Genomic DNA, 24,011 nt, shown 5'->3' on the forward strand with positions numbered 1-24,011 from the left:
AGTTCGGGTCAGCGGTGTCAGTTCGGGTTGCCCGCATGGGTCAGGGTCTCCCAGGAGACGAAGTAGTTGTCCGTGCCGGAGGGCCGGCGCGCCTCGGTGTAGATCCCGGTGTTCGTCATGCCGATCCCCATCCGGCCGTTGAGGGCGTTGTAACCCATCTCCGTCACGCTTCCGAGGCCCTTCTTCACCGTGCCGCCGCAGAGCCAGGACGGGACCGCCGTGCCGTTCTCGTACTTGGTGTGGAAGCCGAGCGCGTGCCGCAGCCGCTCGGCGACCTGGGGGTAGAGGTCCGCGCCCTGGATCCGGCTGGTCTCGGCGGTGTGGACGGCCGCCGCGAGGCCCCAGCCGGTGTGGCCGAAGTCCCGGCAGGTCTCCTGGGACAGGCCGTCGGCGAAGGTGGACTGGCCCTGCCAGTACTTCACGATCTCGTCGCGGGTGTCGATGCTGCTGTTCGGCGGCGGCTTGGGCGTGGCGCCGTCGGTGGTCAGGTACACGTACGCGGGGACCCGGCCGAGGTAGGTCTTCACGGCCTTGTCGTAGGCCGCGCGGTCCTCCAGGTGGACCGCGATGCCGAGCGCGGCCTCGGTCATGATGAGCTCCCAGTTGCCGTTCTTCGTCGCGGCCCCGTTGATGATCTCGGGGAGGTAGACGGTGCGCAGCATGGTCGCGAAGCGGCCGGAGTTCGCCCAGCCGCCGGTGTACGTGTGCTTGATGATCTCGGCCGCCCGGGGCCAGGAGGAGCCGGCCCAGCCGGTCTGGAGGGGGGCGTTGGAGTTGGTGTGGTCCTCGATCACGGCCGACCAGGCGTCCATGATCTCGATCGCCTTCCGGGCGTGGCGGTCGTCCCGGGTGATGTACCAGGCCAGCGCCTGGGTGTAGGCGGCGACGGCGTCCTGCCGCTCGTCCGTGCAGCCGTGGTTGGGGTTGGAGGAGGAGCCGCACTCGACGATCGCGCGCGGCTTGGGGGCGCGCGTGAGGGAGGCGTAGGAGCTCGCCGTCATCTGGTCGTAGGCGCTCTTCCAGGGCTGCGCCCCGGCCTGCACCTTCGCGCGCACGAAGTCGAGTTGCGGCCGGGACACGACGACCCCGGGGTGGGTGAAGGCCGCCGGGGCGGCGACCGAAGCGGGGGCGGCGGCCCCTGCCGGGGCGGCCGCCTGTGCCGGGGCCGCCGCCGTCTGTTCGGGTCCTGCGGAGGCGGTCGGGGCGAGCGTGACGGCGAGGGCCGCCGCAAGAGTCGCCGCGAGAGCGGGGACCAGGGCTTTGAGGCGCATGTGGGGGGTGCCTTCCGTTCCTGTATGTGAACGACGCACGGGTGAATGAACTCCGCGTCGAGCGTGGAACTTAAAGGCCGCTCATGGACACGTCAAGACCCTGGTCCATACCTGTGTCAGCGCATCAGGACCCCCGCCCCCTCGCGCGTCGTCTCCGTCGGCAGGGTCACCAGCCCCAGCTCCGCCGCGGAAGCCAGCAGCCGGTGGGCGGGCAACACCCGGACCGTGCAGCCGAAGGAGCCCGTGCGGTCCAGGACGAGGGAGCCCTCGTAGGGCAGCCTGCCCTCCAGGTCCGGGCCGCCGCCCGCGGGCTTCAGCACGCACACCCGGGTGTCCACCAGGGCGTCGTCCGGGGTGACCCGGCCGGCCACCGCCTGCACCTCCACGTCGTCCGGCAGCAGGTCGCCGAGCGTCACGCTGACCCGCACCGCCGTGGTCGCACCGAGTTCCGCGTCGGCGAGGTCCTCGCCGATCTCGCCCACCTCGATGTGGTCGACCGCCACCTTCGACCAGGAGCCCCGCACCCGGGACTTCCACCCCGCGAGCTCCCGCGCGGCAGCCGGCGCCATGGCCCGGTGGGCCCGCGCCGCCGGGGCGTACAGCCGCTCCACGTACTCCCGCACCATCCGGTCGGCGAGCACCTTCGGGCCGAGGTCGCTCAGCGTCCTGCGGACCATCTCGGTCCAGCGGACCGGCACGCCGTCCGCACCCCGGTCGTAGAAGCGGGGCGCGACCCGGCGCTCGATCAGCTCGTAGAGCGCGGCCGCCTCCAGGTCGTCGCGGCGTTCCTCGTCCGTGGCCGACGCCCCGTCGGCCGTGGGGATGGCCCAGCCGAAGCCGGACTCGTACCACTCGTCCCACCAGCCGTCCAGGACCGAGAGGTTGAGACAGCCGTTCAGGGCCGCCTTCATCCCGCTCGTCCCACAGGCCTCCAGCGGGCGCAGCGGGTTGTTCAGCCAGACGTCACAGCCCGGGTAGAGCCTGCGCGCCATGGCCATGCCGTAGTCGGGCAGGAAGACGATCCGGTGCCGTACGCGCGGGTCGTCGGCGAACCGCACCAGCTCCTGCACGAGCCGCTTCCCGCCGTGGTCGGCCGGGTGCGCCTTCCCCGCCACGACGAGCTGAACGGGCCGCTCGGGGTGGAGCAGCAGCGCCCGGAGCCGGTCGGGGTCGCGCAGCATCAGCGTGAGCCGCTTGTACGAGGGCACCCGGCGCGCGAACCCGATGGTGAGCACGTCGGGGTCCAGGACGGTGTCCGTCCAGCCGAGTTCGGCCGCCCCGGCGCCCCGCTGCCGCCAGGAGTGCCGCACCCGCTCCCGCACCTCGGTCACCAGCTGTTCGCGCAGGGCGCGGCGCAGCTCCCACAGCTCCCGGTCGTCGGCCCCCTCGGCCCGGCGGCCGACCTCGGGCGCGGTCCAGGTCGGCGCGTGGACGCCGTTGGTGATCGAGCCGATGGGCACCTCCTCCGGGTCGAAGCCCGGCCAGAGACCGGCGAACATCTCGCGGCTGACGGAGCCGTGGAGGGTGGAGACGCCGTTGGCACGCTGGGCGAGCCGCAGTCCCATGGCGGCCATGTTGAAGAGACCCGGCTCGCCGCCGAGAGGTGTCTCGTCGCCGAGGGCGAGGATCCGGCCGACGTCGACGCCGGAGAGCTCGCCGTCCTCACCGAGATGACGGGCGACGAGGCTCCGCTCGAAGCGGTCGATGCCGGCGGGGACGGGGGTGTGGGTGGTGAAGACCGTCCCGGCGCGGACGGTCTCCAGGGCCGCGTCGAAGTCGAGGCCCCGCTCGGCCAGTTCCCTGATGCGTTCGAGTCCCAGGAAACCGGCGTGCCCCTCGTTGGTGTGGAAGACCTCGGGCGCGGGGGTGCCGGTGAGCCGGCAGTACGTGCGGACGGCGCGGACGCCGCCGATGCCGAGCAGCATCTCCTGGAGCAGCCGGTGCTCGCTGCCGCCGCCGTAGAGCCGGTCGGTGACCTCGCGTTCGGCCGGCGCGTTCCCCTCGACGTCCGAGTCGAGCATCAGCAGCGGTACGCGGCCCACCTGGGCGGTCCAGATGTGGGCGTCCAGGGAGCGGCCGCCGGGCAGCGCGAGGGTGACCCGGGCGGGGCTGCCGTCGCTCTCCCGGAGGAGGGTGACGGGCAGCTCGCCGGGGTCGAGGACGGGGTACTGCTCCTGCTGCCAGCCCTCACGGGAGAGCGACTGGCGGAAGTAGCCGTGCCGGTAGAGCAGTCCGACGCCGACGAGCGGGACGCCGAGGTCACTGGCGGCCTTCAGGTGGTCGCCGGCCAGGATGCCGAGGCCACCGGAGTACTGGGGCAGGGCCGCGGCGACCCCGAACTCGGGTGAGAAGTAGGCGATGCAGGCGGGCAGGTCGCCGTGGCGCTCGCGCTCCTCCTGGTACCAGCGGGGGGCGTGCAGATAGTGGTCGAGGTCCTCGGCCGCGGCGCGCAGCCGGGCCTGGAAGTCCTCGTCGCCCGCGAGGGCGGCGAGGCGGGCGGCGGAGACGGAGCCGAGCAGACGGACCGGGTCGAGGTCGTCGGCACGGCGGTCCGCCCCCCGGCCGGCGTGGTCGGGGTCGACGGAGTCGAAGAGCTCACGGGTCGGATCGTGCCAGGACCAGCGCAGGTTCCGCGCGAGGTCGGTGAGGGGTCGAAGGGTGTCGGGGAGGACGGGACGCACGGTGAATCGACGGATTGCCTTCACGTGTTCCACCTTCGCAGGGGATGACGGAGCGGAGCCGACGCACCACGCTGTGCAGCCGGTCGTGCATCCACCGAAGGTAAGCCAACCCGGGCTCCCGGGCCACGGCGCGCGGGGGTGGTGCCGTGGCCCGGGAGGGGCGTCAGCGCTCCGCGCCGACGTGCGGGGCGCCGCTTCGTGCCTCGTTGGCGCTGTATGCGTCGTGGGCGCTGCGTGCGTCCTGGGCGCTGTATGCGTCGTGGCCGCTGCGTGCGTCGTGGCCGCTCTGTGCTTCGTGGCCGATGCGTGCTTCGTGGCCGATGCGCACCTCGTAGGGCGAGCCTTCGTTGACGGTGGCGGGGTCGGCCGCGCCGCTGACGGCGTAGCGTGCGGCGACGGCGGCCAGCTCGGCGGCGGGGATCACCTGGTGGATGTCGGTGAAGCCGTGCGGCGCCCGCTCGTGCGCCATGCTGATGACGACTTCGGGGCCGAGCCTGCGGTTGGCGCGCTGCAGTTCGGTGGTGACGGGCCTGCGGGCCGCTTCGTAGGCGGCGAGGGCCTCGGCCGGGTCGTGGTGGAGCGCGAGGGAGTGGGCGAGGGCGCGCGCGTCGAGGATGGACTGCGAGGCGCCGTTGGAGCCGACCGGGTACATGGCATGGGCGGCGTCGCCGATGAGCGTGGTCCGGCCGTGGCTCCACCGGGTCAGCGGCTCACGGTCGACCATGGGGTACTCGTGGGCGGTGTCGGCGGCCCGCAGGACGTCGGTGACGCTGACGCCGTCGAACTCCCAGCCCTCGTAGTGGTGGAGGAAGGACTCCACGGAGACGGGGCGGTTCCAGTCGCCGAGATAGCGCTCGTCCGCCGCGTCCGCCGGCCGGGCGAGGGCCCAGTTCACCAGGACCTCACGGGAAGGGCCGGAGGGTTCGCCCATCGGGTAGACCACGGCCTTCTGGCGGTCGTCGCCCGCGATGAGCATGAAGGTGCCGATCGAACGGGCCGGCATCCGGGACACCCCGCGCCACACCAGGGTCCCGTTCCACGGCGGGGCGCCCTCGCCGGGGTTGAGCGCCGCCCGGACGGCCGAGCGGATGCCGTCCGCGCCGACGAGGACGTCCGGTTCGAGGGAGGCCCGGCCCCGGACGGCACCGTCGCGGTGGACCAGCTGGATCCGGGGGCGGCCGTCGGGGAGCGGTTCGACACCGGTCACCCGGACGCCGGTCACCAGGGCCGCGGCGCCGAGCCGTTCCCGTACCGCATCGGCCAGGACCTGCTGGAGGTGGGCGCGGTGGATCGAGAGCTGGGGCCAGCGGTAGCCGGCGCCCAGGCCCCGGGGTTCCCGGGCGATCAGGCCGCCGGAGCGGTGGTAGTAGCGCAGCTCGCGGGTGCGCAGTGCCCCGGCTTCGAGGCGGGACAGGAGGCCCAGCGCGTCCAGTTCGCGGACCGCGTGGGGCATCAGGTTGAGTCCGGCGCCGACGGGGCGGCTCTCGCGGACGGACTCGACGACGGTGACGCGGTCGAATCCGGCGGCGTGCAGGGACAGGGCGGCGGTGAGGCCCGCGATGCCGCCGCCGGCGACGACGACGTGGAGCAGTCCGCCGTCCGGTGCGGGCGGGGTGTGCGGAGCGGGACGCTTCACCGGAGCCTCCCTGGGCGGCCGGCGGCGTACGCCCGTGGTGCGTACGCGCCCGCGCCGGCGGACACGGGCGAGGGGGCTGCCGTGGCAGCCGGGGATGGCCGGGCAGGGACGTGGGCCGCCTGGGACCGGGCCGTTCCCGCTCGGTCCGCCGGGGACGGTGCCGCCCCCGACACGCCCTGGGACGCGCGCCGTACCAGCGTCTCGTTGTCCCTGGTCAGGTCGAGTATCGAGCGCAGCAGGGCGACGGGCGCGCCGCCGCTGCCCTCGTCGTACAGCCGCACGTCGTCCGCGTAGGCCTTGCGGGCGATGCCGATGTGCCGGGCGCGGAAGGTCTTGAGGATCTTCAGGACCCGGCCGAGCGCGTGGGCGGAGGCGGCCAGTTGCGGTGGCAGCCGGTCGCCGCTCTCCCAGCTGACGGCGGCCGAGAGCTTGCTGACGGCGGAGATCCCGCCGGCGTACCGGGCGTGGAAGCCGCGCCAGGACGGCAGGCTGTACTCGACGGAGTCGGCGAGGAACGCGTCGTAGGCCGGGTCGGAGCGGTCGCACTGCCAGAGCGTCAGGTCGATCAGCCAGAGGGGGACCTGGGCGGCGGCCGGGCCGAGGTAGTCGCGCCCGTCGACGTCGATCTCCTCGAAGTACGGGCGCAGGGTGAGCGCGAAGTACTCCGGGCTGACATGGGCGACGGTGAAGTCGATGGCGTCGACGATGGACTGGACGTGGTGGGCGGTGCGGTCGAGCGCGACCGCGAAGCCGGGGTCGTACGGTTCGAGCGTGGCGAGCCGCGCGCAGGTGTCGAGGGCGGCGACCAGGCCGGGGAACGTCATCCGGACGGCCTCCTGGAGCCGGCCCTCCATGGGGTCGCCGGTGTACATGCGCTGGCGCGGGCCGAGCGGGTTCCAGGTCGTGTAGTGGTGGACGGTGTCGCGCGGCACCATGTCGGTGCGGCGGCCGAGGAGTTCCAGGATCGGGACGACCTCGGGGACGGCGGCCGCGGGCTGCGTGCCGTGACGTTTCAGCGAACCGAGCAGGATGCCGAGGTCGCGCATGGCGGCGAGCGCGTCGACGACGCTCCACTCGGCGGCGAGTTCGCGGTCCGGGAGGAGGGCCCGCAGCGCGACGGTGAGCGCGGGCACATCGGCGTGGTCGTTCATCGCGGGCACCGCGGCGAGCAGGGCGTCGGCGCCGAGTGGATCGGCGTCGCGTATGTCGGCTATGCGATAGCGCGGGTCGCCGCGTTCCTCGAGTCGGGGTGCGACAAGGTCGTACAGGGCCAACGGAAATGCCCCCTCCATTTGGGGCGCGTTCACCTCCGGACGCCTCGCGCGCGCGTCGACGGTCGGTCGCGCTTCGGTCCCGCGTTCCTCGGGACCTGCGCGCGATCTCCCCTCTCGACACCCGCGACGCCCTTCGGTTCACTCGCCGGGTCTACGTGGTCACCGCGGTCACCGAAGTCATCGCGGCCATCGCGATCATCGCGGTCACCGAGGTGGTCGCGGTCATCGCGTTCACCGAGGCCGTCGCGGTCATCGCGGTTCGGCCACGCGCCCCTGACGTGGCGGCGCCGGGGTGGGCGTGGGCAGGCGCAAGCGTAAGGAGGTCACGGCGGCGACGGCGGCAAAGGCCCCGCCGACGAGCAGAGCGGCCCTGAATCCGTCGGTCCGGGCGGCCGCGGTGGCCGATTCGCCATGGGTGGCGGCGACGGCCACGAGGACGGCGAGGCCGAGTACGGAGCCGAACTGCTGGGCGGTGTTGACGAGTCCGGAGGCGAGACCGGTCTCCTCGGGGGCGGCGTCGGCGGTGGCGGCCACGTTGGTGGCGACCATGACCAGCGGCAGGGCGGCGCCGAGCAGCAGGCTGGGCGCGAGGACGGTGGTGAGGAACGTGCCGTCGGCCCGCAGCGCGAGGGCGAGCCAGACGGTGCCGGCGCACAGCAGCGCGAAGCCGAGGGTCGTGGTCCGGGTCAGGCCGAGGCGGAATATGAGCCGGCCGGTCTGCGGGGCGACCGCGACGACGACGAGGGAGAGCGGGAGGAGTCCGAGCCCGCCGCCGAGGGGGGCGTACCCGATGACGCTCTGCAGATAGAGGCTGACCAGGAAGAACATCGGGAACAGCGTCATCTGGGCGAGGGCGCTGAGGAGGTTGGCGAGCCGGAGCGCGGGACGGGCGAGGATCGCCGGCGGGACGAGGGGCCGGGCGGTACGGGTCTCGACTGCGGCGAACACGGCGAGCAGGACGAGTCCGGCGCCACCCGCTCCGAGGGTCGGCGCGGACAGCCAGCCGTGTGCGGCGGAGCCGACGAGCGCGTACGCGACCAGGGCGAGCCCGGCGGTGACGGTGAGCGCGCCGGCGAGGTCGAAGCCGGGCGCCTGGGCGCTCCTGGGCGTTCCTCGCAGGACGACGGACCCCCAGAGGGCCAGTACGGCGGCGGCGAGGACGTTGAGCCAGAACGTGGAGCGCCAGCTCAGGAGGTCGGTGAGCACCCCGCCGAGTACGGTGCCGAGGACGCCGCCCAGACCGCCCATCGCGGCGAACGCGCCGAGCGCCTTGTGCCGGGCGGGCCCGTCGGGGAAGAGGACGAGCAGCAGGGCGAACGCGGCGGCCGCGGCGAAAGCGGCTCCGACGCCCTGCGCGGCCCGGGCGGCGACCAGGACACCCGCGCTCGGCGCGAGCCCGCCGAGCGCGGAGGCGGCGGCGAGCAGCACGAGTCCGGAACGGAACACGCGGCGGTGACCGAGCAGGTCCGCGGCGCGCCCGCCGAGCAGCAACAGCCCGCCGAAGGCGATGAGATACGCGTTGGCCACCCAGGACAGGTCGGCGGAGCCCGCCCCGAGCTCCTCCCCGACCGAGGGCAGGGCGACGTTGACGATCGCGGTGTCGAGGATCAGGAGGAGCTGGGTGGCGGCGAGCAGCGGGAGGGCGCCGCGGGGGACGCGGTCGCCCTTCACGGGGAGACCTCCGCGCGGGCGCCGCGCGAGCCCGCCGGTCGCCGGCCCCAGCCGGGGTCGGCCGTGCACCGGCCCCAGCCGGGATCCTCTTCCCTCCGGTGCGCCGTCACTTCGTCGTACCCAGGTCGTAGCCGTCCAGGCAGGCCTGGGCGAGGCTCTCGCAGGCGTCCGCGGCCCCTGCCCAGGTCTGCATGGTGAGGTAGACGTGCGGGGCGCCCTGGTAGAAGCGTTCGTACTGTTCGTGGCGGCCGGCGAACTCCGAACCGAGGGCGTCCCAGGCCAGCTTGAGGAGCTTGAGCCGGCCCTCGGCGGGGTCGCCGGGCGTACGGACGTATCGCTGGATGAGCGGCCCGAGTTCGGGATGGAGCAGATCGCGCCCACTGGCGGGCGTCTGGATGAGGGCTCCGCCGGCGAGCAGCTTGATGTCCGCGACGGCGCGCGGGTAGAGCTCGCCGGCCATGATGCGCTGCGCGAAGGAGATCTCCTGCCCGGGCCGGACGCCGCCCCGCCCGCCGTCGACGGGCTCGTGGGACGCCTCGGCGCCGAGGACGAACGCCTTGGCCTGGGCGACCATCCCGAGGAGCCGCCCGATGGCCTGGGTGACCTGCGGAATGGTCTCCGTCCCGTTGGACCGGGCGAGCAGGACGGCGAGTCCGGTGAGGAACTCCAGCTTGGTCCAGAACCGGGTGGCGGACTGGTGCACGAAGTTCACGTACGCCGGGGTCTCCCACCACATGGCCGCGGTCGCGGCGACGTCGCGGTAGGTCAGCACGCGGTCCCAGGGGACGAAGACGTCGTCGCACACCAGCAGCGCGTCGTTCTCGTCGTAACGGGAGGACAGGGGCTGGTCGAAGACGGACCGGGCGTTGCCTTCGTACGAGGTCCGCGAGACGAGCTTCAGCCCGGGTGTGTCGACCGGCACGGCGAAGGTGACGGCCCGCTCGACCTCCCCCTCCGGGAGCGGCTCGATCGTCCCCACGAGGATCTCGTCGGCGAAGACGGCGCCGGTGCCGATGGTCTTGGCCCCGCGCACGACGATCCCGCCGTCGCGCTCCCCGACGACCCGGACGCCCTCGCAGGCGGGGTCGGTGATGGTGAAGGCGCAGTGCAGCCCGCCCTCGGCGAGCCGCCGGTGGAAGGCGAGGGCGTTCTCGGCGCCGTCGAACCGCTCGGTGGTGAAGACGCCGGGCGCGGCGGCGAACCCGGCGGCGCCGGAGGCCATGTAGTCGGGTGTGCGCCCCAGGAACCCGTAACTCGCCTCGGCCCACACCTTGTACGCCCGGCGCCGCGCGACGAGATCCTCGTACGACCGGGGCACGGCGTACGCCCGGTGCACGCCGCCGGTCACGAGATCGGGCGCGTGCGGGGAGTCGCGGGCGAGGTCGAAGAGCCCGGCGAAGGAACCCGCGGTGGCCCGGAAGGCGGGGTGCGCGGTGACGTCCTTGACCCGCTCCCCGTCGAGCCAGACCTCACGCCCGTCGCGCAGCGCCTCCAGATACTCCTGCCCGGACCTCGTCACGGTGATATCGCCTCTCCTCGTGTGTCACGCCATGTACCGGACCCGAGCCTTCCCGTCACGGGACACACGAGGCAATGAACGACCGTCCACCGGTCCTTAAGAACCGGCCAGTCGGTGGCCGCTGACGCGGCATTTGTACGGATCGCGCAGGCTGAGGCTTCGACTGCCGCTCTAAATGGATGCCGAAGAACTCGCCCGGCAGGCGCAGCCCTTCGACTGGGGCGACGCTCATCGGATCGATCGATCGAGGCGCCCGCCGGCGCCCTGCCTCACCGGGAGCCCCGCGCGGATCACGCCGCGCTGCAGACCCCCGCGCGGTACTCCCCCGGGGTCATGCCGAACCACTTCCGGAACGCCAGGTGGAAGCCGACCGCGCTCTGGTAGCCCACTCGGGACGGGACCGCCGACTGGGGGAGGGTGGTTTCGGAGAGGAGGCGGGCTGCTTCCTGCATGCGGCGGGACGTGAGGTGGCGGGCCGGGGATTCGCCCACCAGGGCGCGGAACGCCGCCGTGAACGCCGAGCGGGACATGCCGACCTCGCGGGCGAGGGAGTCGATCGTCCAGGGCTGGGCGAAGCGGGTCGCGATCATCACCATCGCCTGGCTGATGCCCGGGTGGCGCAGCAGGGGCAGCGACGTCGGGTTGTCGGCGAGGTCGCGGAGCAGGGGGCGCAGGGCGAGGACCAGGGCCATCTCGAAGGCGCGCAGGGTGATGAGGCGGTCGCCCGGGCCCACGGGGCGGTCCGGGGAGGCGAGCAGGCGGAGGGTGTCGCGGAGCAGCGGCTCGCGGTCGACCTGGGCGCCGTCGAGGACCAGGGCCCAGGGCAGCGAGGTGTAGAGCGTGCTCGCGGCGCTGGCGTCGTAGTGGAGTCCGGCGCACAGCAGCCGGCTCACCGGTCCGGTGCCGTCGATGCGTATCTCCCCCGACGTGCCCGGCCGCCGCTCGGGCAGCACGGCCTTGAGCGGGACGCCCTGGCGGTCCGGGCGGTCGGAGAGCCGGTGGGCGGTGCCGGTCGGGAAGACGATCAGGTCGCCGGCGCTCAGCTCCAGCGGGGCCTGCCCGTCGCCCGTGATCCAGCAGCCGCCCTCCACGATGTAGTGCAGCACGGCACAGCTCTGTTCCGCGTCGCCCTCGATGGCCCAGGGCGCGCGGACGTGCCAGCGGCTGTCGAAGACGCCGGTCAGGCGGAGCGGTTTGAGCAGCTCGCTCAGGAGGTCCTCGGCCTCGTCGTCCTCACGCCGGTCGTCACGGTCGGTTGCCACGGTGTCCATGGACGATCCTTCAACTTCCGCCCCGGTTTGTTAATTGAACGGTGTGAGCCGCCGCCGCCAGCCTGAGAAAGACGTCATGGCAGCAGCCATACCTTATCGAAGGGCCTCAACGACACATGTCCAGTCAGATTCCGATGCGGGTCGCGGTCGTCGGAGCGACCGGTTTCCAGGGCGGCGCGATCGCGCGTCTGCTGGTCGAGCGCCACCACCGGGTCCGGACGCTCACCCGGCGCCCCTCGGGGGACCGCCCCCCGCTGCCCGGCGCCTTCTTCGTCGCGGGCGACCTGGCGCGCCCCGCCGACGTGCGGCGGCTCTTCGAGGGGACCACGCACGCCGTGGTGACGATGCCGCTCGTGTACGACGTGGAGCGGATACGCCGCTACGCGCGGAACGTGGCGCTGGCCGCCCTGGCCGCCGGGACCGTGCGCCTGGTCTTCAACGCCAACACCCGTCTGCCGCACGGTCCGAACGCGGTCGCCGCGTTCGAGACCCGGCGGGTCGCCGAGGAGGAGCTGCGGGACAGCGGCGTCCCGCTGGTCGTCGTACGGCCGCCGGTGTACCTGGACAACCTTTTCTCGCCCTGGAACGGGCCGGCGCTGGTGAACGAGGGAATTCTGGCCTATCCGCTGCCCGCTTCCACGCCGACGGCCTGGCTGTCGCACCGGGACCTCGCGGAGGCGGTGCACGCGGCGCTGACCGTCGAGGGGCTGGAGGGCCGGACCTTCGACATCGGCGGGGCCCGGTCGCTGTCGGGCGACGAGCTGGCGGCGGCGTTCAGCCGGGGGCTCGGGCGTACGGTGCGGTATCTGCAGCTTCCCCCGGAGGTCTTCGAACGCGGCCTCGGCCGGCTGCTCGGGCCGGAGACGGCGGCCGGGGTCGCCGGGATCTACCACTACATGGCGACGGGCGTCGACCCGCTGCTCCTCGCCGCGGACGACGGGGTGTCGGCGGAGGTGCTCCGGGTGCAGCCCGCGCCGGTGGAGGAGTGGGTGACGCGCCAGCCGTGGCAGATGTGGTCCGGCGACGACGCGGAGGAGCAGTCCCCGTCCCCGCAGGGCTGACGCGGCGGCATACGTGCCCGAGGGGCGTGAGGCCGTCGTGCACGCGCCCCCGATCCGCGCCCAGCCGCCCCCACCCAACTTCCCCCCGTCCCTCACCCGCCGCGCAGATTCGGCCATTCGGCCCCGTCCCACAAGGACGGGGCCGGAATGTTGTGGGCACCGTGTCCTTGCACGCGCCACTACGCCCGAGTAGGTAACAAAGCGCCGGATTGCCCACCCCGAGTGGGTGGAAGGCTCCCCCGGTACACCCCCGTACACCCCCGTACACCCCGGCACACACCCGTACGTACATCCCGTAGACCCGCCATCCGAGTGAACGCGGACAGGAGCGGCCATGCCCGCAACCCGCAAGCCGTCGACGGAGCTACAAAGAGCGCACCACCACCCGCACCCCCGTACCCCCTCAGGTGATGCTGTGAATCCGCTCATGGGACGCATTCCCGTTCTGGACGTCCGCCCGCTGGTCGACTGCGGCCGCCGGCCCGCGAAGGCGGTGGCCGGCGAGACCTTCGAGGTGTCGGCCACCGTCTTCCGCGAGGGCCATGACGCCGTCGCCGCCAATGTCGTGCTGCGCGGCCCGTCCGGCCGGCCCGGCCCCTGGATCCCGATGCGGGAACTGGCCCCCGGCACCGACCGGTGGGGCGCAGAGGTCACGCCGGACACCGAGGGCCGGTGGACCTACACGGTCGAGGCGTGGAGCGACCCGCTGGCGACCTGGCGGCACGCCGCGAAGATCAAGATCCCGGCCGGCATCGACTCCGAGCTGGTGCTCGCCGAGGGCGCCGAGCTGCACGAGCGCGCCGCGAAGGGCGTTCCGAAGAAGGGCGGCGGCCGTGAGGCGGTGCTGGCCGCGGCGGACGCCATGCGCGACGAGTCCCGGTCGGCGGCGGCCCGGCTGGCGGCGGCGCTCGCCCCGCGGGTGACCGAGACCCTGGACCGGCACCCGCTGCGCGAACTGGTCAGCGCCTCACCCGCGTTGCCGCTCCAGGTGGAGCGCGAGCGGGCCCTGTACGGCTCCTGGTACGAGTTCTTCCCGCGCTCGGAGGGCGTGAAGAAGGTCCGGGGCCGTACGAAGCCGGGAACGTTCCGTACCGCGGCGGAGCGGCTTCCGGCCATCGCGGCGATGGGTTTCGACGTCGTCTATCTCCCGCCCATCCACCCCATCGGCACCACCCACCGCAAGGGTCCCAACAACGCGCTCTCCGCGAGCCCGAACGACGTCGGCGTGCCGTGGGCGATCGGCTCCCCCGAGGGCGGCCACGACACCGTCCACCCGGACCTGGGCACCATCGAGGACTTCGACGCCTTCGTCTCCCGCGCCCGCGAGCTGCGCCTGGAGATCGCGCTCGACTTCGCGCTCCAGTGCTCGCCGGACCACCCGTGGGTGGAGAAGCACCCGGAGTGGTTCCACCACCGCCCGGACGGCTCGATCGCGTACGCCGAGAACCCGCCGAAGAAGTACCAGGACATCTATCCCGTGGCGTTCGACCGGGACATGGACGGGATCGTCGCCGAGACCGTCCGGGTGCTGCGGCACTGGATGGACCACGGCGTACGGATCTTCCGCGTCGACAACCCGCACACCAAGCCCGTGGTGTTCTGGGAGCGGGTGATCGGCGAGATCAACGGGGCCGACCCGGACGTGATCTTCCTGGCGGAGGCCTTCACCCGGCCCGCGATGATGCGCACGCTCGGCGCGGTCGGCTTCCAGCAGTCGTACACGTACTTCACCTGGCGCAACACCAAGGCGGAGCTCACGGAGTACCTGACGGAGCTGTCCGGGGACGTGGCGGCCCAGATGCGGCCGAACTTCTTCGTGAACACCCCCGACATCCTGCACGCCTACCTCCAGACGGGCGGCCGTCCGGCCTTCGAGGTGCGGGCGGTGCTCGCGGCGACCCTCTCGCCGACCTGGGGCATGTACGCGGGGTACGAGCTGTGCGAGGGCGCCGCGCTGCGGGAGGGCAGCGAGGAGTACCTGGACTCGGAGAAGTACCAACTCCGTCCGCGCGACTGGGAGTCGGCCGAGCGTACCGGCGCCACGATCGCGCCTCTGATCACCACGCTCAACCGGGTCAGGCGGCGCCATCCGGCCCTGCGCCGGCTGCGGAACCTGCACTTCCACAGCACGGACAACGACGCGGTGATCGCGTACAGCAAGCGATCGGGTTCGAACACCGTTCTGGTGGTCGCCAACCTCGATCCGCACCACACCCAGGAGGCCACGGTCTCGTTGGACATGCCGGAGCTCGGCCTCGACTGGCACGAGACCGTACCGGTGCGCGACGAGCTCACCGGAGAGACCTATCACTGGGGCAGGGCCAACTATGTGCGCCTCGAGCCGGGTGTCACGCCCGCGCACGTCTTCGCCCTGCGACCGTCCCCGTCGACCGGAGGGTCACCCACACCATGACAGTCAACGAACCCGTCCCTGACACCTTCGAGGACACGCCCGCCAAGGACCGTGACCCGGACTGGTTCAAGCGGGCCGTCTTCTACGAAGTGCTCGTGAGGTCCTTCCAGGACAGCAACGGGGACGGCGTAGGCGACCTCAAGGGCATCACGTCCAGGCTGGACTACCTGCAGTGGCTGGGCGTCGACTGCCTCTGGCTGCCGCCGTTCTTCAAGTCCCCGCTGCGGGACGGCGGATACGACGTCGCCGACTACACGTCCGTGCTGCCGGAGTTCGGCGATCTCGCCGACTTCGTGGAGTTCGTGGACGCGGCGCACCAGCGCGGCATGCGCGTGATCATCGACTTCGTCATGAACCACACGAGCGACGCGCACCCGTGGTTCCAGGAGTCCCGCTCCAACCCCGACGGCCCGTACGGGGACTACTACGTCTGGGCGGACGACGACAAGCAGTTCCAGGACGCCCGGATCATCTTCGTCGACACGGAGACGTCGAACTGGACCTTCGACCCGGTGCGCAAGCAGTACTACTGGCACCGGTTCTTCTCGCACCAGCCGGATCTCAACTACGAGAACCCGGCGGTGCAGGAGGAGATCCTCTCGGCGCTGAAGTTCTGGCTGGACCTCGGCATCGACGGCTTCCGGCTGGACGCCGTGCCCTACCTGTACCAGCAGGAGGGGACCAACTGCGAGAACCTGCCGGCCACCCACACCTTCCTGAAGCGGGTCCGCAAGGAGATCGACGACCACTACCCGGACACGGTGCTGCTCGCCGAGGCGAACCAGTGGCCCGAGGACGTGGTCGACTACTTCGGGGACTTCCCCTCGGGCGGCGACGAGTGCCACATGGCGTTCCACTTCCCGGTGATGCCGCGGATCTTCATGGCGGTACGGCGGGAGTCGCGCACTCCGGTCTCCGAGATCCTGGCCAAGACCCCGGCGATCCCGGACGGCTGCCAGTGGGGCATCTTCCTGCGCAACCACGACGAGCTGACGCTCGAGATGGTCACGGACGAAGAGCGCGACTACATGTACGCGGAGTACGCCAAGGATCCCCGGATGCGGGCGAACATCGGCATCCGGCGGCGGCTCGCCCCGCTGCTCGACAACGACCGCAAGCAGATGGAGCTGTTCACCGCGCTGCTCTTCTCGCTGCCCGGTTCGCCGGTGCTGTACTACGGCGACGAGATCGGGATGGGCGACAACATCTGGCTCGGCGACCGGGACGGGGTGCGGACCCCGATGCAGTGGACACCCGACCGGAACGCGGGCTTCTCGTCCTGCGATCCGGGCCGGCTCACGCTTCCGGCCATCATGGACCCGGTCCACGGCTATCAGGTCACCAACGTGGAGTCGGGGATGGCCTCGCCGTCGTCGCTGCTCCACTGGACGAAGCGGATGATCGAGATCCGTAAGCAGAACCGGGCCTTCGGGCTCGGCTCGTACACGGAGCTGCCGTCGTCGAATCCGGCGGTGCTCGCCTTCCTCCGGGAATCCGGCGACGATCTCGTGCTCTGCGTGAACAACTTCTCGCGGTTCGCGCAGCCGACGGAGCTCGACCTGCGGCAGTTCGACGGGATGAGCCCCGTGGAGCTGATCGGTCAGGTGCGGTTCCCGGCGATCGGGCAGTGGCCGTACCTGCTGACGCTGGCGGGCCACGGCTTCTACTGGTTCCGTCTGAAGAAGGCCCGGTCGGCCAAGAGCTGACCGAAAATCGCCCAACTGCCCGGGGTGGGGCGGGTTTCCCCCGCGTCACCCTGGGCACTGTGTCCCACACACGGTCGATTCAGGTCCATACGGGCCTTCTTGTCGGGCCCATATGGATCTTCCCCTCCCGACACGTCCCGCACTTCCGGACAGTCGATGCTGCCATCCGGGACACTCTGCGCATTTGAACTCGATTCACGCGAACTCGAATCTGCGCCCCCCGGGGAAAGGACGCGATGCCATGCCGGAGACCGCATCCACCACCCGGGCCCCGGCCGCCCTCCTCCCGTCACTCGCCCCCCTGCTCCATGAATGGCTGCCCCGGCAGCGCTGGTTCTCGGGCAAGGGCCGCCGGGTCATCGGATTCACGCTGGAAGCGGCCACCGAGCTGCTGCCGCTGGACGGCACGGGACCCGGGCTGCTGCACCTGCTCGTACGGGTAGAACAGCCGGGACGCCCGGCCGGAACACCCGCCGACTGCTACCAACTGCTCCTGGGTGTACGGACCCAGCTGCCACCGCGCCTCGCCCCCGCCCTGATCGGGCGGATCCGGCAGGGGCCGCTGGCGGGCCGGGCGGTCTACGAAGGGCTGCGGGACCCGCGGCTCGCCGGACTGCTCTACGAACGGCTGCGCACACCGGGCCGGATCGGCCCGCTGACGTTCCACGGCTCGACAGCGCTGCCCGCGTCCCTGGCACCGAGGGTCCTGGACGCCGAACAGTCCAACTCCTCGCTCGTGTACGGCGATGCGTACATCCTGAAGATCTTCCGACGGGTCAGCCCCGGGGTGAACCCGGACCTGGAGCTGCCGCTCGCGCTGGCCCGGGCCGGCTGCGCGCGGGTGCCGGCACCGGTGGCCTGGTTCGAGTCGGGCGCGAACACGCTCGGCGTCCTCCAGCCCTATCTGCGGGACTCGCGCGACGGGTGGCGGCTTGCCCTCGACGCACTGGCGGAGGGGCGGGAGTTCACGGCCGAGGCGCGGGCGCTGGGCCGGGCGACGGCCGAGGTGCACCTCGCGCTGGCGACGGCGCTGCCGACGGAGCGGCTGCGGCGGACGCAGACGGAGCATCTGGCCGGCGAGATGGACCAGCGGCTGCACGCGGCGGCGCAGGCGGTGCCCGCGCTGCTGCCGTACGTGCCCGGGCTGCGGGCGGTCTTCGCGGCCGCAGGGGACACGGTGGGCGCGGGGCGGCTGCAGCGGGTGCACGGCGATCTGCACCTGGGGCAGACGCTGCGGGCGACGGACGGCGGCTGGGCGGTGATCGACTTCGAGGGCGAGCCCGCGAAGCCGCTCGCCGAGCGCTGCCGCCCGCAGCCGGCGGTCCGCGACGTCGCGGGGATGCTCCGCTCCTTCGACTACGCGGCGCGCACCCACCGCCCGTGGAAGCCCGAGTGGGCGGCGCGCTGCCGTGCGGCGTACTGCGCGGGGTACGCGGAGGCCTCGGGCACGGACCCGCGCACGGACCCGGCGCTGCTGCGCGCGTACGAGACGGACAAGGCGGTCTACGAGGTCCTCTACGAGGCCCGCCACCGCCCGGACTGGCTCCCGGTCCCCATGGCCGCGATCGAACGCCTCGCGGGACCGGAGTGAACCATGACCCCCGCCGTGGGCGTGCGCAGCCCGTTCGGCGGAGTGTCCTGTGCGGGACCCGCGCCGTTGCGGTTGCGTGGGAACCGGCGCATCTTCCTCGGCCCATCCTTCCGACACCTCTGCAGGAGGCATCCCCGTGACCGCCCGATCCGCTCGTAAGACGGCAGCGCCCCCGGCCAAGACGCCCGCCCCCCGGGCCGCCCAGGAGGTACGCAAGGCGCCGCCGCTCGATCCCGGGGACCGGGCGAGGCTGCTCGCCGGGGAGCATCACGACCCGCACGCCCTCCTCGGCGCGCACCCCGTCCGCGGCGGGGTCGCGATCCGGGTGCTGCGTCCGTACGCCCGTGAGGTCGCCGTCCTCGCCAAGGGCAAGCGCGTCGTCCTGCACGACGACGGCGACGGCCTCTTCTCGGGGCTGCTGCCGCTGCTGCGCAAGATCCCCCCGTACGAGCTCCGGGTCCGCTACGACGGCGACGAGCTGCCCGTGGAGGACCCGTACCGCTTCCTGCCCGCGCTCGGCGACCTCGACCTGCATCTCATCGGGGAGGGCCGGCACGAGGAGCTGTGGAAGGCGCTCGGCGCCCGGCCGATGGTCCACCAGGGCGTCACCGGCACGCGGTTCACGGTCTGGGCCCCCAACGCCCGCGGCGTCCGTGTCACCGGCGAGTTCACCCACTGGGACGGCACCGCGCTGCCGATGCGCTCACTGGGCGCGACGGGTGTCTGGGAGCTGTTCGTTCCCGGGATCGGCGAGGGAGCGGTGTACAAGTTCGACATCACGCGGCCCGACGGCTCCCACACGCTGCGCGCCGACCCGATGGCCCGGCGCACCGAGTGCCCCCCGAACACCGCATCGATCGTCACCGACTCGTACCACGAGTGGAGCGACGCGCAGTGGATGGCGGGCCGGGGCGCACGCCCGCACCACGAGGCGCCGTTCTCCGTCTACGAGCTGCACCTCCCGTCCTGGCGGCCGGGTTTGACGTACCGGCAGCTCGCCGAGCAGCTGCCGCAGTACGTCCGCGATCTCGGCTTCACGCACGTGGAGTTCATGGCCGTCGCCGAGCACCCCTTCAGCGGCTCCTGGGGCTACCAGGTCACCGGTTTCTACGCGCCGACGGCCCGCATGGGCACGCCCGACGACTTCAAGTACCTCGTCGACGCGCTGCACCGGGCCGGGATCGGTGTCCTGATGGACTGGGTGCCCGCGCACTTCCCGCGCGACGACTGGGCGCTCGCCGAGTTCGACGGCCGGCCGCTGTACGAGCACGAGGATCCGCGCCGCTCCGCGCACCCGGACTGGGGGACGCTGGAGTTCGACTACGGCCGCAAGGAGGTGCGGAACTTCCTGGTCGCCAACGCGGTGTACTGGTGCGAGGAGTTCCACCTCGACGGTCTGCGCGTGGACGCGGTCGCCTCGATGCTCTACCTCGACTACTCGCGCGAGAACGGCGAGTGGCTGCCGAACGAGTTCGGCGGTCGGGAGAACCTGGACGCGGTGGCCTTCCTCCAGGAGATGAACGCGACGGTGTACCGGCGCTGCCCCGGTGTCATCACCTTCGCCGAGGAGTCGACGGCCTGGGACGGGGTGACGCGGGCGACCGACCAGGTCGGCCCCGGCGGCTTCGGCGGTCTCGGCTTCGGCATGAAGTGGAACATGGGCTGGATGCACGACTCCCTGGGCTACGTCGCCAAGGAGCCGGTGCACCGCAAGTACCACCACAACGAGATGACGTTCTCGATGGTGTACGCGTACAGCGAGAACTACATCCTGCCGATCTCCCACGACGAGGTCGTGCACGGCAAGCAGGCCCTGGTCTCGAAGATGCCGGGCGACTGGTGGCAGCAGCGCGCCAACCACCGCGCGTACCTGGGCTTCATGTGGGCCCACCCGGGCAAGCAACTGCTCTTCATGGGGCAGGAGTTCGCCCAGGGCGCGGAGTGGTCGGCCGAGCACGGGCCGGACTGGTGGCTGCTCGACCCGTCCTACGGCGCGGAGGCGGACCACCGGGGCGTACGGGACCTGGTGCGCGATCTGAACACGGTGTACGGGGACACCCCGGCGCTGTGGGAGCGGGACACCGTCCCCGCGGGCTTCCAGTGGGTGGTCGGCGACGCGGCCGAGGACAACGTCTTCGCCTTCCTCCGCTACGACGCCGAGGGCTCGCCGCTGCTCGCGGTCTGCAACTTCTCCCCCGTCGTGCGGCACGACTTCCGGCTCGGGGTCCCGGACACCTGCGCGGCCTGGGTGGAGGTCCTGAACACCGACGAGACGCGGTACGGCGGTGGTGGCGTGGTGAGCACCGACCCGGTGAAGACCGAGTCGGTGCCCTCCCACGGCCGTTCGGCGAGCGTACGGATGACGCTGCCGCCGCTGGCGACGGTCTGGCTCAGGCCCGCCTGACGATCCCCAGCCGCTGGGTGGCCCGGGTCAGTGCCACGTACAGGTCGTTGATGCCGTGCGTGGCGCCGGCCCGGATACCGTCCGGGTCGACGACGAGGACCGTGTCGAACTCCAGGCCCTTGGCCTGACGGGGGTCGAGCAGGACCACGGGGCGGGTCAGGTCGGGCGCCGCGCCGTGCGAGGCGTCCGGCAGGGCCGCGATCAGCTCCGGGTGGAGCTCCGGCGGGGCGATCACGGCGAGGCGGCCCTCGTCCCGTGTCTCGGCGGCGACGGCGTCGGCCGCCTCCTTCACCGGGTCCTCGACGGTCCGCTCCCAGGGCTCGACACCTGTGGAGCGCACCGAGCGGGGCGGCTCGAAGCCCGGGTCGGCCTCGCGCCGGACGCCGGCTGCGACCGCCATGATCTCGGCGGGGGTGCGGTAGTTGACGCCGAGCCGTACGAGCTCCCAGCGGTCGTCCACGTACGGCGCGAGGATCTGCTCCCACGCCCCGACGCCCGCCGCGTCGCCGGTCTGCGCCGGGTCGCCGACGAGGGTCATCGAGCGGTTGGGGCTGCGGCGCATCAGCAGCCGCCAGGCCATCGCCGAGAGCTCCTGCGCCTCGTCGACGATGATGTGGCCGAAGGCCCAGGTGCGGTCGGCGGCGGCGCGTTCGGCGGCGCTGCGGTGGTCGGCCTCCTCATGGCGCTCGGCGAACCGCTCGGCGTCGATGATGTCGTGCGCGCCGAGGACCTCGGCGGCGTCCTTGTCCTGCTCCTCCTTGTCCTCGAACTCGTAGGTGCGGGAGGCGTAACTGACGTCGAGCACGCCCTGCGCGTACTGGATCTGCTTCTCCCGCTCGGCCTCGGCGGCCGCGCGGGCGGCGGAGTCGTCGACGCCGAGGAGTTCGGCGGCCTCGTCGAGCAGCGGTACGTCGGCGGGGGTCCAGGGGCCGTCCTCACGCCGGATCGCCGCCGCGTCCTCGTCGGTGAGGTGGGTGGGCTCGGCCAGGTAGTCGGCGAGGAAGACCTCGGGGGTGAGGTGCGGCCACAGGGTGTCGACGGCCGCGTGGACGTCGGCGCTCGCGGCGATGCCCTTGGCGAGCAGGGCGATGTCGTCGGGGCCGAGGAAGTTGGGGCCGCCGTAGGGGTCGGCGCCGATGCGGTCGGCGAGCTGTTCGGCGAGCGCGTCGAGGATGTTGAAGACGAAGTAGGGGCGGGCGAGGTTGTGCGGCAGGGCGGTCTCGCGGGCCTTGTGGCGGGCCTCCAGGGCCATGTCCCAGTCGATGACGAGGTCGCCGTCGTCGTGCGGGACGATCATCGGCTCGCCGCGCTCGGGGACCTGCTGCCGGTCCCGTACCGCGTGGGCGAGGGCTTCGGCCATCGTGGCGGCGCCCTTGACGGCGGCTGCGCGGGGGGTGTCCGTGCCGGTGGCGCGGACGCCGGGGAAGAGCTCGGCGGGGGTGGCGAGCAGGACGCCGGTCTCGCCGAGGGAGGGCAGGACGTTGCCGATGTAGCCGAGGAAGGCCGGGTTGGGGCCGACGATGAGGACGGCGCGCTTGGCGAGCTGCTCGCGGTGCGCGTAGAGGAGGTACGCGGCGCGGTGCAGGGCCACGGCGGTCTTGCCGGTGCCGGGGCCGCCCTCGACGACGAGGACGCCGCGGTGCGGGGAGCGGATGATGCGGTCCTGCTCGGCCTGGATGGTCTGCACGATGTCGTGCATGCGTCCGGTGCGGGCCGCGTCGAGCGAGGCGAGCAGCACCTCGTCGGCGTCCCGGTTCTCGTGGCCCGTGCGTGTCCGGTCGGCGAGGTCGAGGACCTCGTCGTGGAGTGCGGTCACCTCGCGGCCCCGGGTGGTGATGTGCCGGCGGCGGCTGAGGCCCATCGGCTCGTACCCGGTGGCGAGGTAGAACGGCCGGGCGACGTCGGCGCGCCAGTCGACGACGAGGGGTGTGCGGTTCGGGTCGTCCTTCCGGACACCGATCCGGCCGATGTGGTGGTCGCGCCCGTCCCGGAAGACGAGCCGTCCGAAGCAGAGGCCGCTCTCCCCCGCGTTGAGGGCGCCGAGCACCCCGGACTGTTCGGCGACCAGCACGTCACGTTCGAGGCGTCCCTGATTGCCGACCCAGGGCGTCTTCAGGGCCCGGCCGACGGCCGCCTCGGCCTGGTCCCTCAGGTCGTCGAGTCGTGCGTAGAGCTCTGTGATGAATTGCTGCTCTTTCCGAAATTCCTCGGTTGACAATTCGACTCCCGGCGCGATACAGTGCGTTTATTGAACTTCTCCGCGTCTTCTGTTGTGCCTTGTTGTACGTAGACACGGAATCCATGAAGATACGCGAGTTCCGACCCCGACTGCAATTCTAGTCGGGGTATTTTCATGTCTCATGGGGAGAGACACGGCACGCGATCTGCTGATCGCACGGGGAGCGGACATACTGCAGCACCCAGGGGGCACCCTGCTCGGCCATCTGGACCGGGTCGAGGCCCGACTGGCCGCCTGGGGCGCGCGGGACGAGCTTCGGCTCGCGGGACTGAGCCACGCCTTCTACGGCACCGACGGCTTTTCCGAGCATCTGCTGCCGCTGGAGCAGCGTGAGGTCCTGGCGGCGGCGATCGGCGCGGAGGCCGAGGAGCTCGTGTACTTCTACGCGAGCTGCGACCGGGAATTCTCGTACGCGCACCTCGGGAGCGAGGACGGTCCCTTCCGGGACCGGTTCACCGGCGAGACCTTCATTCCGACGGCGCGGCAGCGGGCGGACTTCGCGGAGCTGACGGCCGCGAACGAGGTGGACGTGCTGCGGGAGAACCAGGAGCTGTGGTCCCGGCACGGCGGCGCGCTGCTGAGACTGTTCACACGGTGGCGGTCGCTGCTGAGCGAGCCGGCGTTCACCGAGGCACACGAACTGCTGACGCTGGAGGGCGCCGAGCGCGAGGCGTTCCTGCGGGGGCTGGAGCGGGGAGACGTCGTCACCGGTGTCGTCGCGCACATCGCGAGTTTCCACCTGACGTTCGTGGAACTGGGCGGCGTCCAGGCGACGATGAACATCCCCGAGGTGTCCTGGTACCGCTACGACGGGCCTTCGGACATCATCGCCGAGGGCGAGGAGCACGCCTTCGAAGTGCTGGACGTGGACATGACTCGCGAGCGGATCTCTCTCTCGCTCAAGGCCCTGGAGCCCGATCCGCTGGCCGCGTTCGCCCGCGGAGGGTTCGCCGGGGTCCGCCGCGGGAGGGTCACGGCCGTCCTGGCCGTCGGGGTCCTCGTCGAGTTGGCCCCAGGTGTCGACGGCGTGGTGCACGAGGAGGACCTGGGAGGCCTCGCCCCGCGCGAGGGAGACGAGCTGTCCGTCGAGGTCGCTTCGGTCAACCTCGTGACGCGCCGCGTGGGGCTCAGGCTCCACGCATAACCCGGTGCGCGCCGGAGGCGAACCCGCTACCGTCGACCGTATGAAGCGTGCCGCGGTCATCACGACGACGCCGGAGAGTGTCCCGGCGCGCTGACCGCTGTCTTACGTCACGAAGCCCCGGGGCCGAGCG

14 protein-coding genes are annotated in these 24,011 nt (G+C 72.2%); 6 read left to right on the forward strand and 8 right to left on the reverse strand.

Going from position 1 to position 24,011, the window contains the following annotated elements:
* Positions 1–17: 17 nt before the first annotated feature.
* The 7 genes from ACFVGW_RS23145 to ACFVGW_RS23175 all read right to left on the reverse strand — a co-directional run bounded on the left by ACFVGW_RS23145 (position 18) and on the right by ACFVGW_RS23175 (position 11,323).
* On the reverse strand, positions 18–1,271 hold the full coding sequence (locus ACFVGW_RS23145; RefSeq protein ID WP_385853313.1) for an alginate lyase family protein: 1,254 nt from the start codon (positions 1,269–1,271) through the stop codon (positions 18–20).
* Positions 1,272–1,387: 116 nt separating this feature from the next.
* Positions 1,388–3,976 carry an alpha-glucan family phosphorylase gene (gene glgP, locus ACFVGW_RS23150; RefSeq protein WP_385853314.1) on the reverse strand — a complete coding sequence of 863 codons (2,589 nt, stop codon included), beginning with the start codon at positions 3,974–3,976 and terminating at the stop codon, positions 1,388–1,390.
* Between the two features lie 139 nt (positions 3,977–4,115).
* Positions 4,116–5,588, reverse strand: a complete 1,473-nt coding sequence (locus tag ACFVGW_RS23155; RefSeq protein WP_385853315.1) for an FAD-dependent monooxygenase — start codon at positions 5,586–5,588, stop codon at positions 4,116–4,118.
* Positions 5,585–6,862: a monodechloroaminopyrrolnitrin synthase PrnB family protein gene (locus ACFVGW_RS23160; RefSeq protein ID WP_385853316.1), complete on the reverse strand. Its 1,278-nt coding sequence runs from the start codon at positions 6,860–6,862 to the stop codon at positions 5,585–5,587. Before ACFVGW_RS23160 ends, ACFVGW_RS23155 begins: the two co-directional genes overlap by 4 nt.
* A gap of 249 nt (positions 6,863–7,111) precedes the next feature.
* On the reverse strand, positions 7,112–8,533 hold the full coding sequence (locus ACFVGW_RS23165) for an MFS transporter (protein WP_385853317.1): 1,422 nt from the start codon (positions 8,531–8,533) through the stop codon (positions 7,112–7,114).
* Between the two features lie 106 nt (positions 8,534–8,639).
* Positions 8,640–10,052: a 4-hydroxyphenylacetate 3-hydroxylase family protein gene (locus ACFVGW_RS23170; protein ID WP_385853318.1), complete on the reverse strand. Its 1,413-nt coding sequence runs from the start codon at positions 10,050–10,052 to the stop codon at positions 8,640–8,642.
* 290 nt (positions 10,053–10,342) lie between these two features.
* Positions 10,343–11,323: an AraC family transcriptional regulator gene (locus tag ACFVGW_RS23175; protein ID WP_383222072.1), complete on the reverse strand. Its 981-nt coding sequence runs from the start codon at positions 11,321–11,323 to the stop codon at positions 10,343–10,345.
* A 116-nt stretch (positions 11,324–11,439) separates the two neighbouring features.
* Here ACFVGW_RS23175 and ACFVGW_RS23180 point away from each other — a divergent pair, with 116 nt between their 5' ends.
* The 5 genes from ACFVGW_RS23180 (at position 11,440) to glgB (ending at position 20,498) form a co-directional block, all read left to right on the forward strand.
* Complete coding sequence (locus ACFVGW_RS23180; protein ID WP_385853319.1) at positions 11,440–12,384, forward strand: SDR family oxidoreductase; 945 nt, start codon at positions 11,440–11,442, stop codon at positions 12,382–12,384.
* Positions 12,385–12,811: 427 nt separating this feature from the next.
* Positions 12,812–14,797: an alpha-1,4-glucan--maltose-1-phosphate maltosyltransferase gene (locus ACFVGW_RS23185; protein ID WP_383293011.1), complete on the forward strand. Its 1,986-nt coding sequence runs from the start codon at positions 12,812–12,814 to the stop codon at positions 14,795–14,797.
* On the forward strand, positions 14,794–16,503 hold the full coding sequence (gene treS, locus ACFVGW_RS23190; RefSeq protein ID WP_352189591.1) for a maltose alpha-D-glucosyltransferase: 1,710 nt from the start codon (positions 14,794–14,796) through the stop codon (positions 16,501–16,503). The genes ACFVGW_RS23185 and treS overlap by 4 nt, the downstream gene beginning before the upstream one ends.
* 241 nt (positions 16,504–16,744) lie before the next feature.
* Complete coding sequence (locus ACFVGW_RS23195) at positions 16,745–18,094, forward strand: maltokinase (protein ID WP_383222067.1); 1,350 nt, start codon at positions 16,745–16,747, stop codon at positions 18,092–18,094.
* A gap of 136 nt (positions 18,095–18,230) precedes the next feature.
* Positions 18,231–20,498 (forward strand): 1,4-alpha-glucan branching enzyme, encoded by a 2,268-nt coding sequence (gene glgB / locus ACFVGW_RS23200; protein WP_385853320.1) that lies wholly within the window; start codon positions 18,231–18,233, stop codon positions 20,496–20,498.
* On the opposite strand, the gene ACFVGW_RS23205 is transcribed toward glgB, so the two are convergent.
* Positions 20,485–22,716, reverse strand: a complete 2,232-nt coding sequence (locus tag ACFVGW_RS23205) for a HelD family protein (RefSeq protein ID WP_385853321.1) — start codon at positions 22,714–22,716, stop codon at positions 20,485–20,487. The genes glgB and ACFVGW_RS23205 overlap by 14 nt on opposite strands.
* A gap of 142 nt (positions 22,717–22,858) precedes the next feature.
* On the opposite strand from ACFVGW_RS23205, the gene ACFVGW_RS23210 reads away from it, so the two are divergent.
* Positions 22,859–23,881: a DUF6817 domain-containing protein gene (locus ACFVGW_RS23210; protein WP_385853322.1), complete on the forward strand. Its 1,023-nt coding sequence runs from the start codon at positions 22,859–22,861 to the stop codon at positions 23,879–23,881.
* Positions 23,882–24,011 lie beyond the last annotated feature (130 nt).

This window comes from Streptomyces sp. NPDC127129, from assembly GCF_042671585.1.
Classification (GTDB): Bacteria; Actinomycetota; Actinomycetes; order Streptomycetales; family Streptomycetaceae; genus Streptomyces.

What these genes read in the sequence shown, in the direction of transcription:
- ACFVGW_RS23145 (WP_385853313.1), bottom strand. Translation starts at nt 1,271, where the DNA reads ATGCGCCTCAAAGCCCTGGTCCCCGCTCTCGCGGCGACTCTTGCGGCG.
- ACFVGW_RS23175 (WP_383222072.1), bottom strand. Translation starts at nt 11,323, where the DNA reads ATGGACACCGTGGCAACCGACCGTGACGACCGGCGTGAGGACGACGAG.
- ACFVGW_RS23180 (WP_385853319.1), top strand. Translation starts at nt 11,440, where the DNA reads ATGTCCAGTCAGATTCCGATGCGGGTCGCGGTCGTCGGAGCGACCGGT.
- ACFVGW_RS23185 (WP_383293011.1), top strand. Translation starts at nt 12,812, where the DNA reads ATGGGACGCATTCCCGTTCTGGACGTCCGCCCGCTGGTCGACTGCGGC.
- treS (WP_352189591.1), top strand. Translation starts at nt 14,794, where the DNA reads ATGACAGTCAACGAACCCGTCCCTGACACCTTCGAGGACACGCCCGCC.
- ACFVGW_RS23195 (WP_383222067.1), top strand. Translation starts at nt 16,745, where the DNA reads ATGCCGGAGACCGCATCCACCACCCGGGCCCCGGCCGCCCTCCTCCCG.
- ACFVGW_RS23210 (WP_385853322.1), top strand. Translation starts at nt 22,859, where the DNA reads ATGGGGAGAGACACGGCACGCGATCTGCTGATCGCACGGGGAGCGGAC.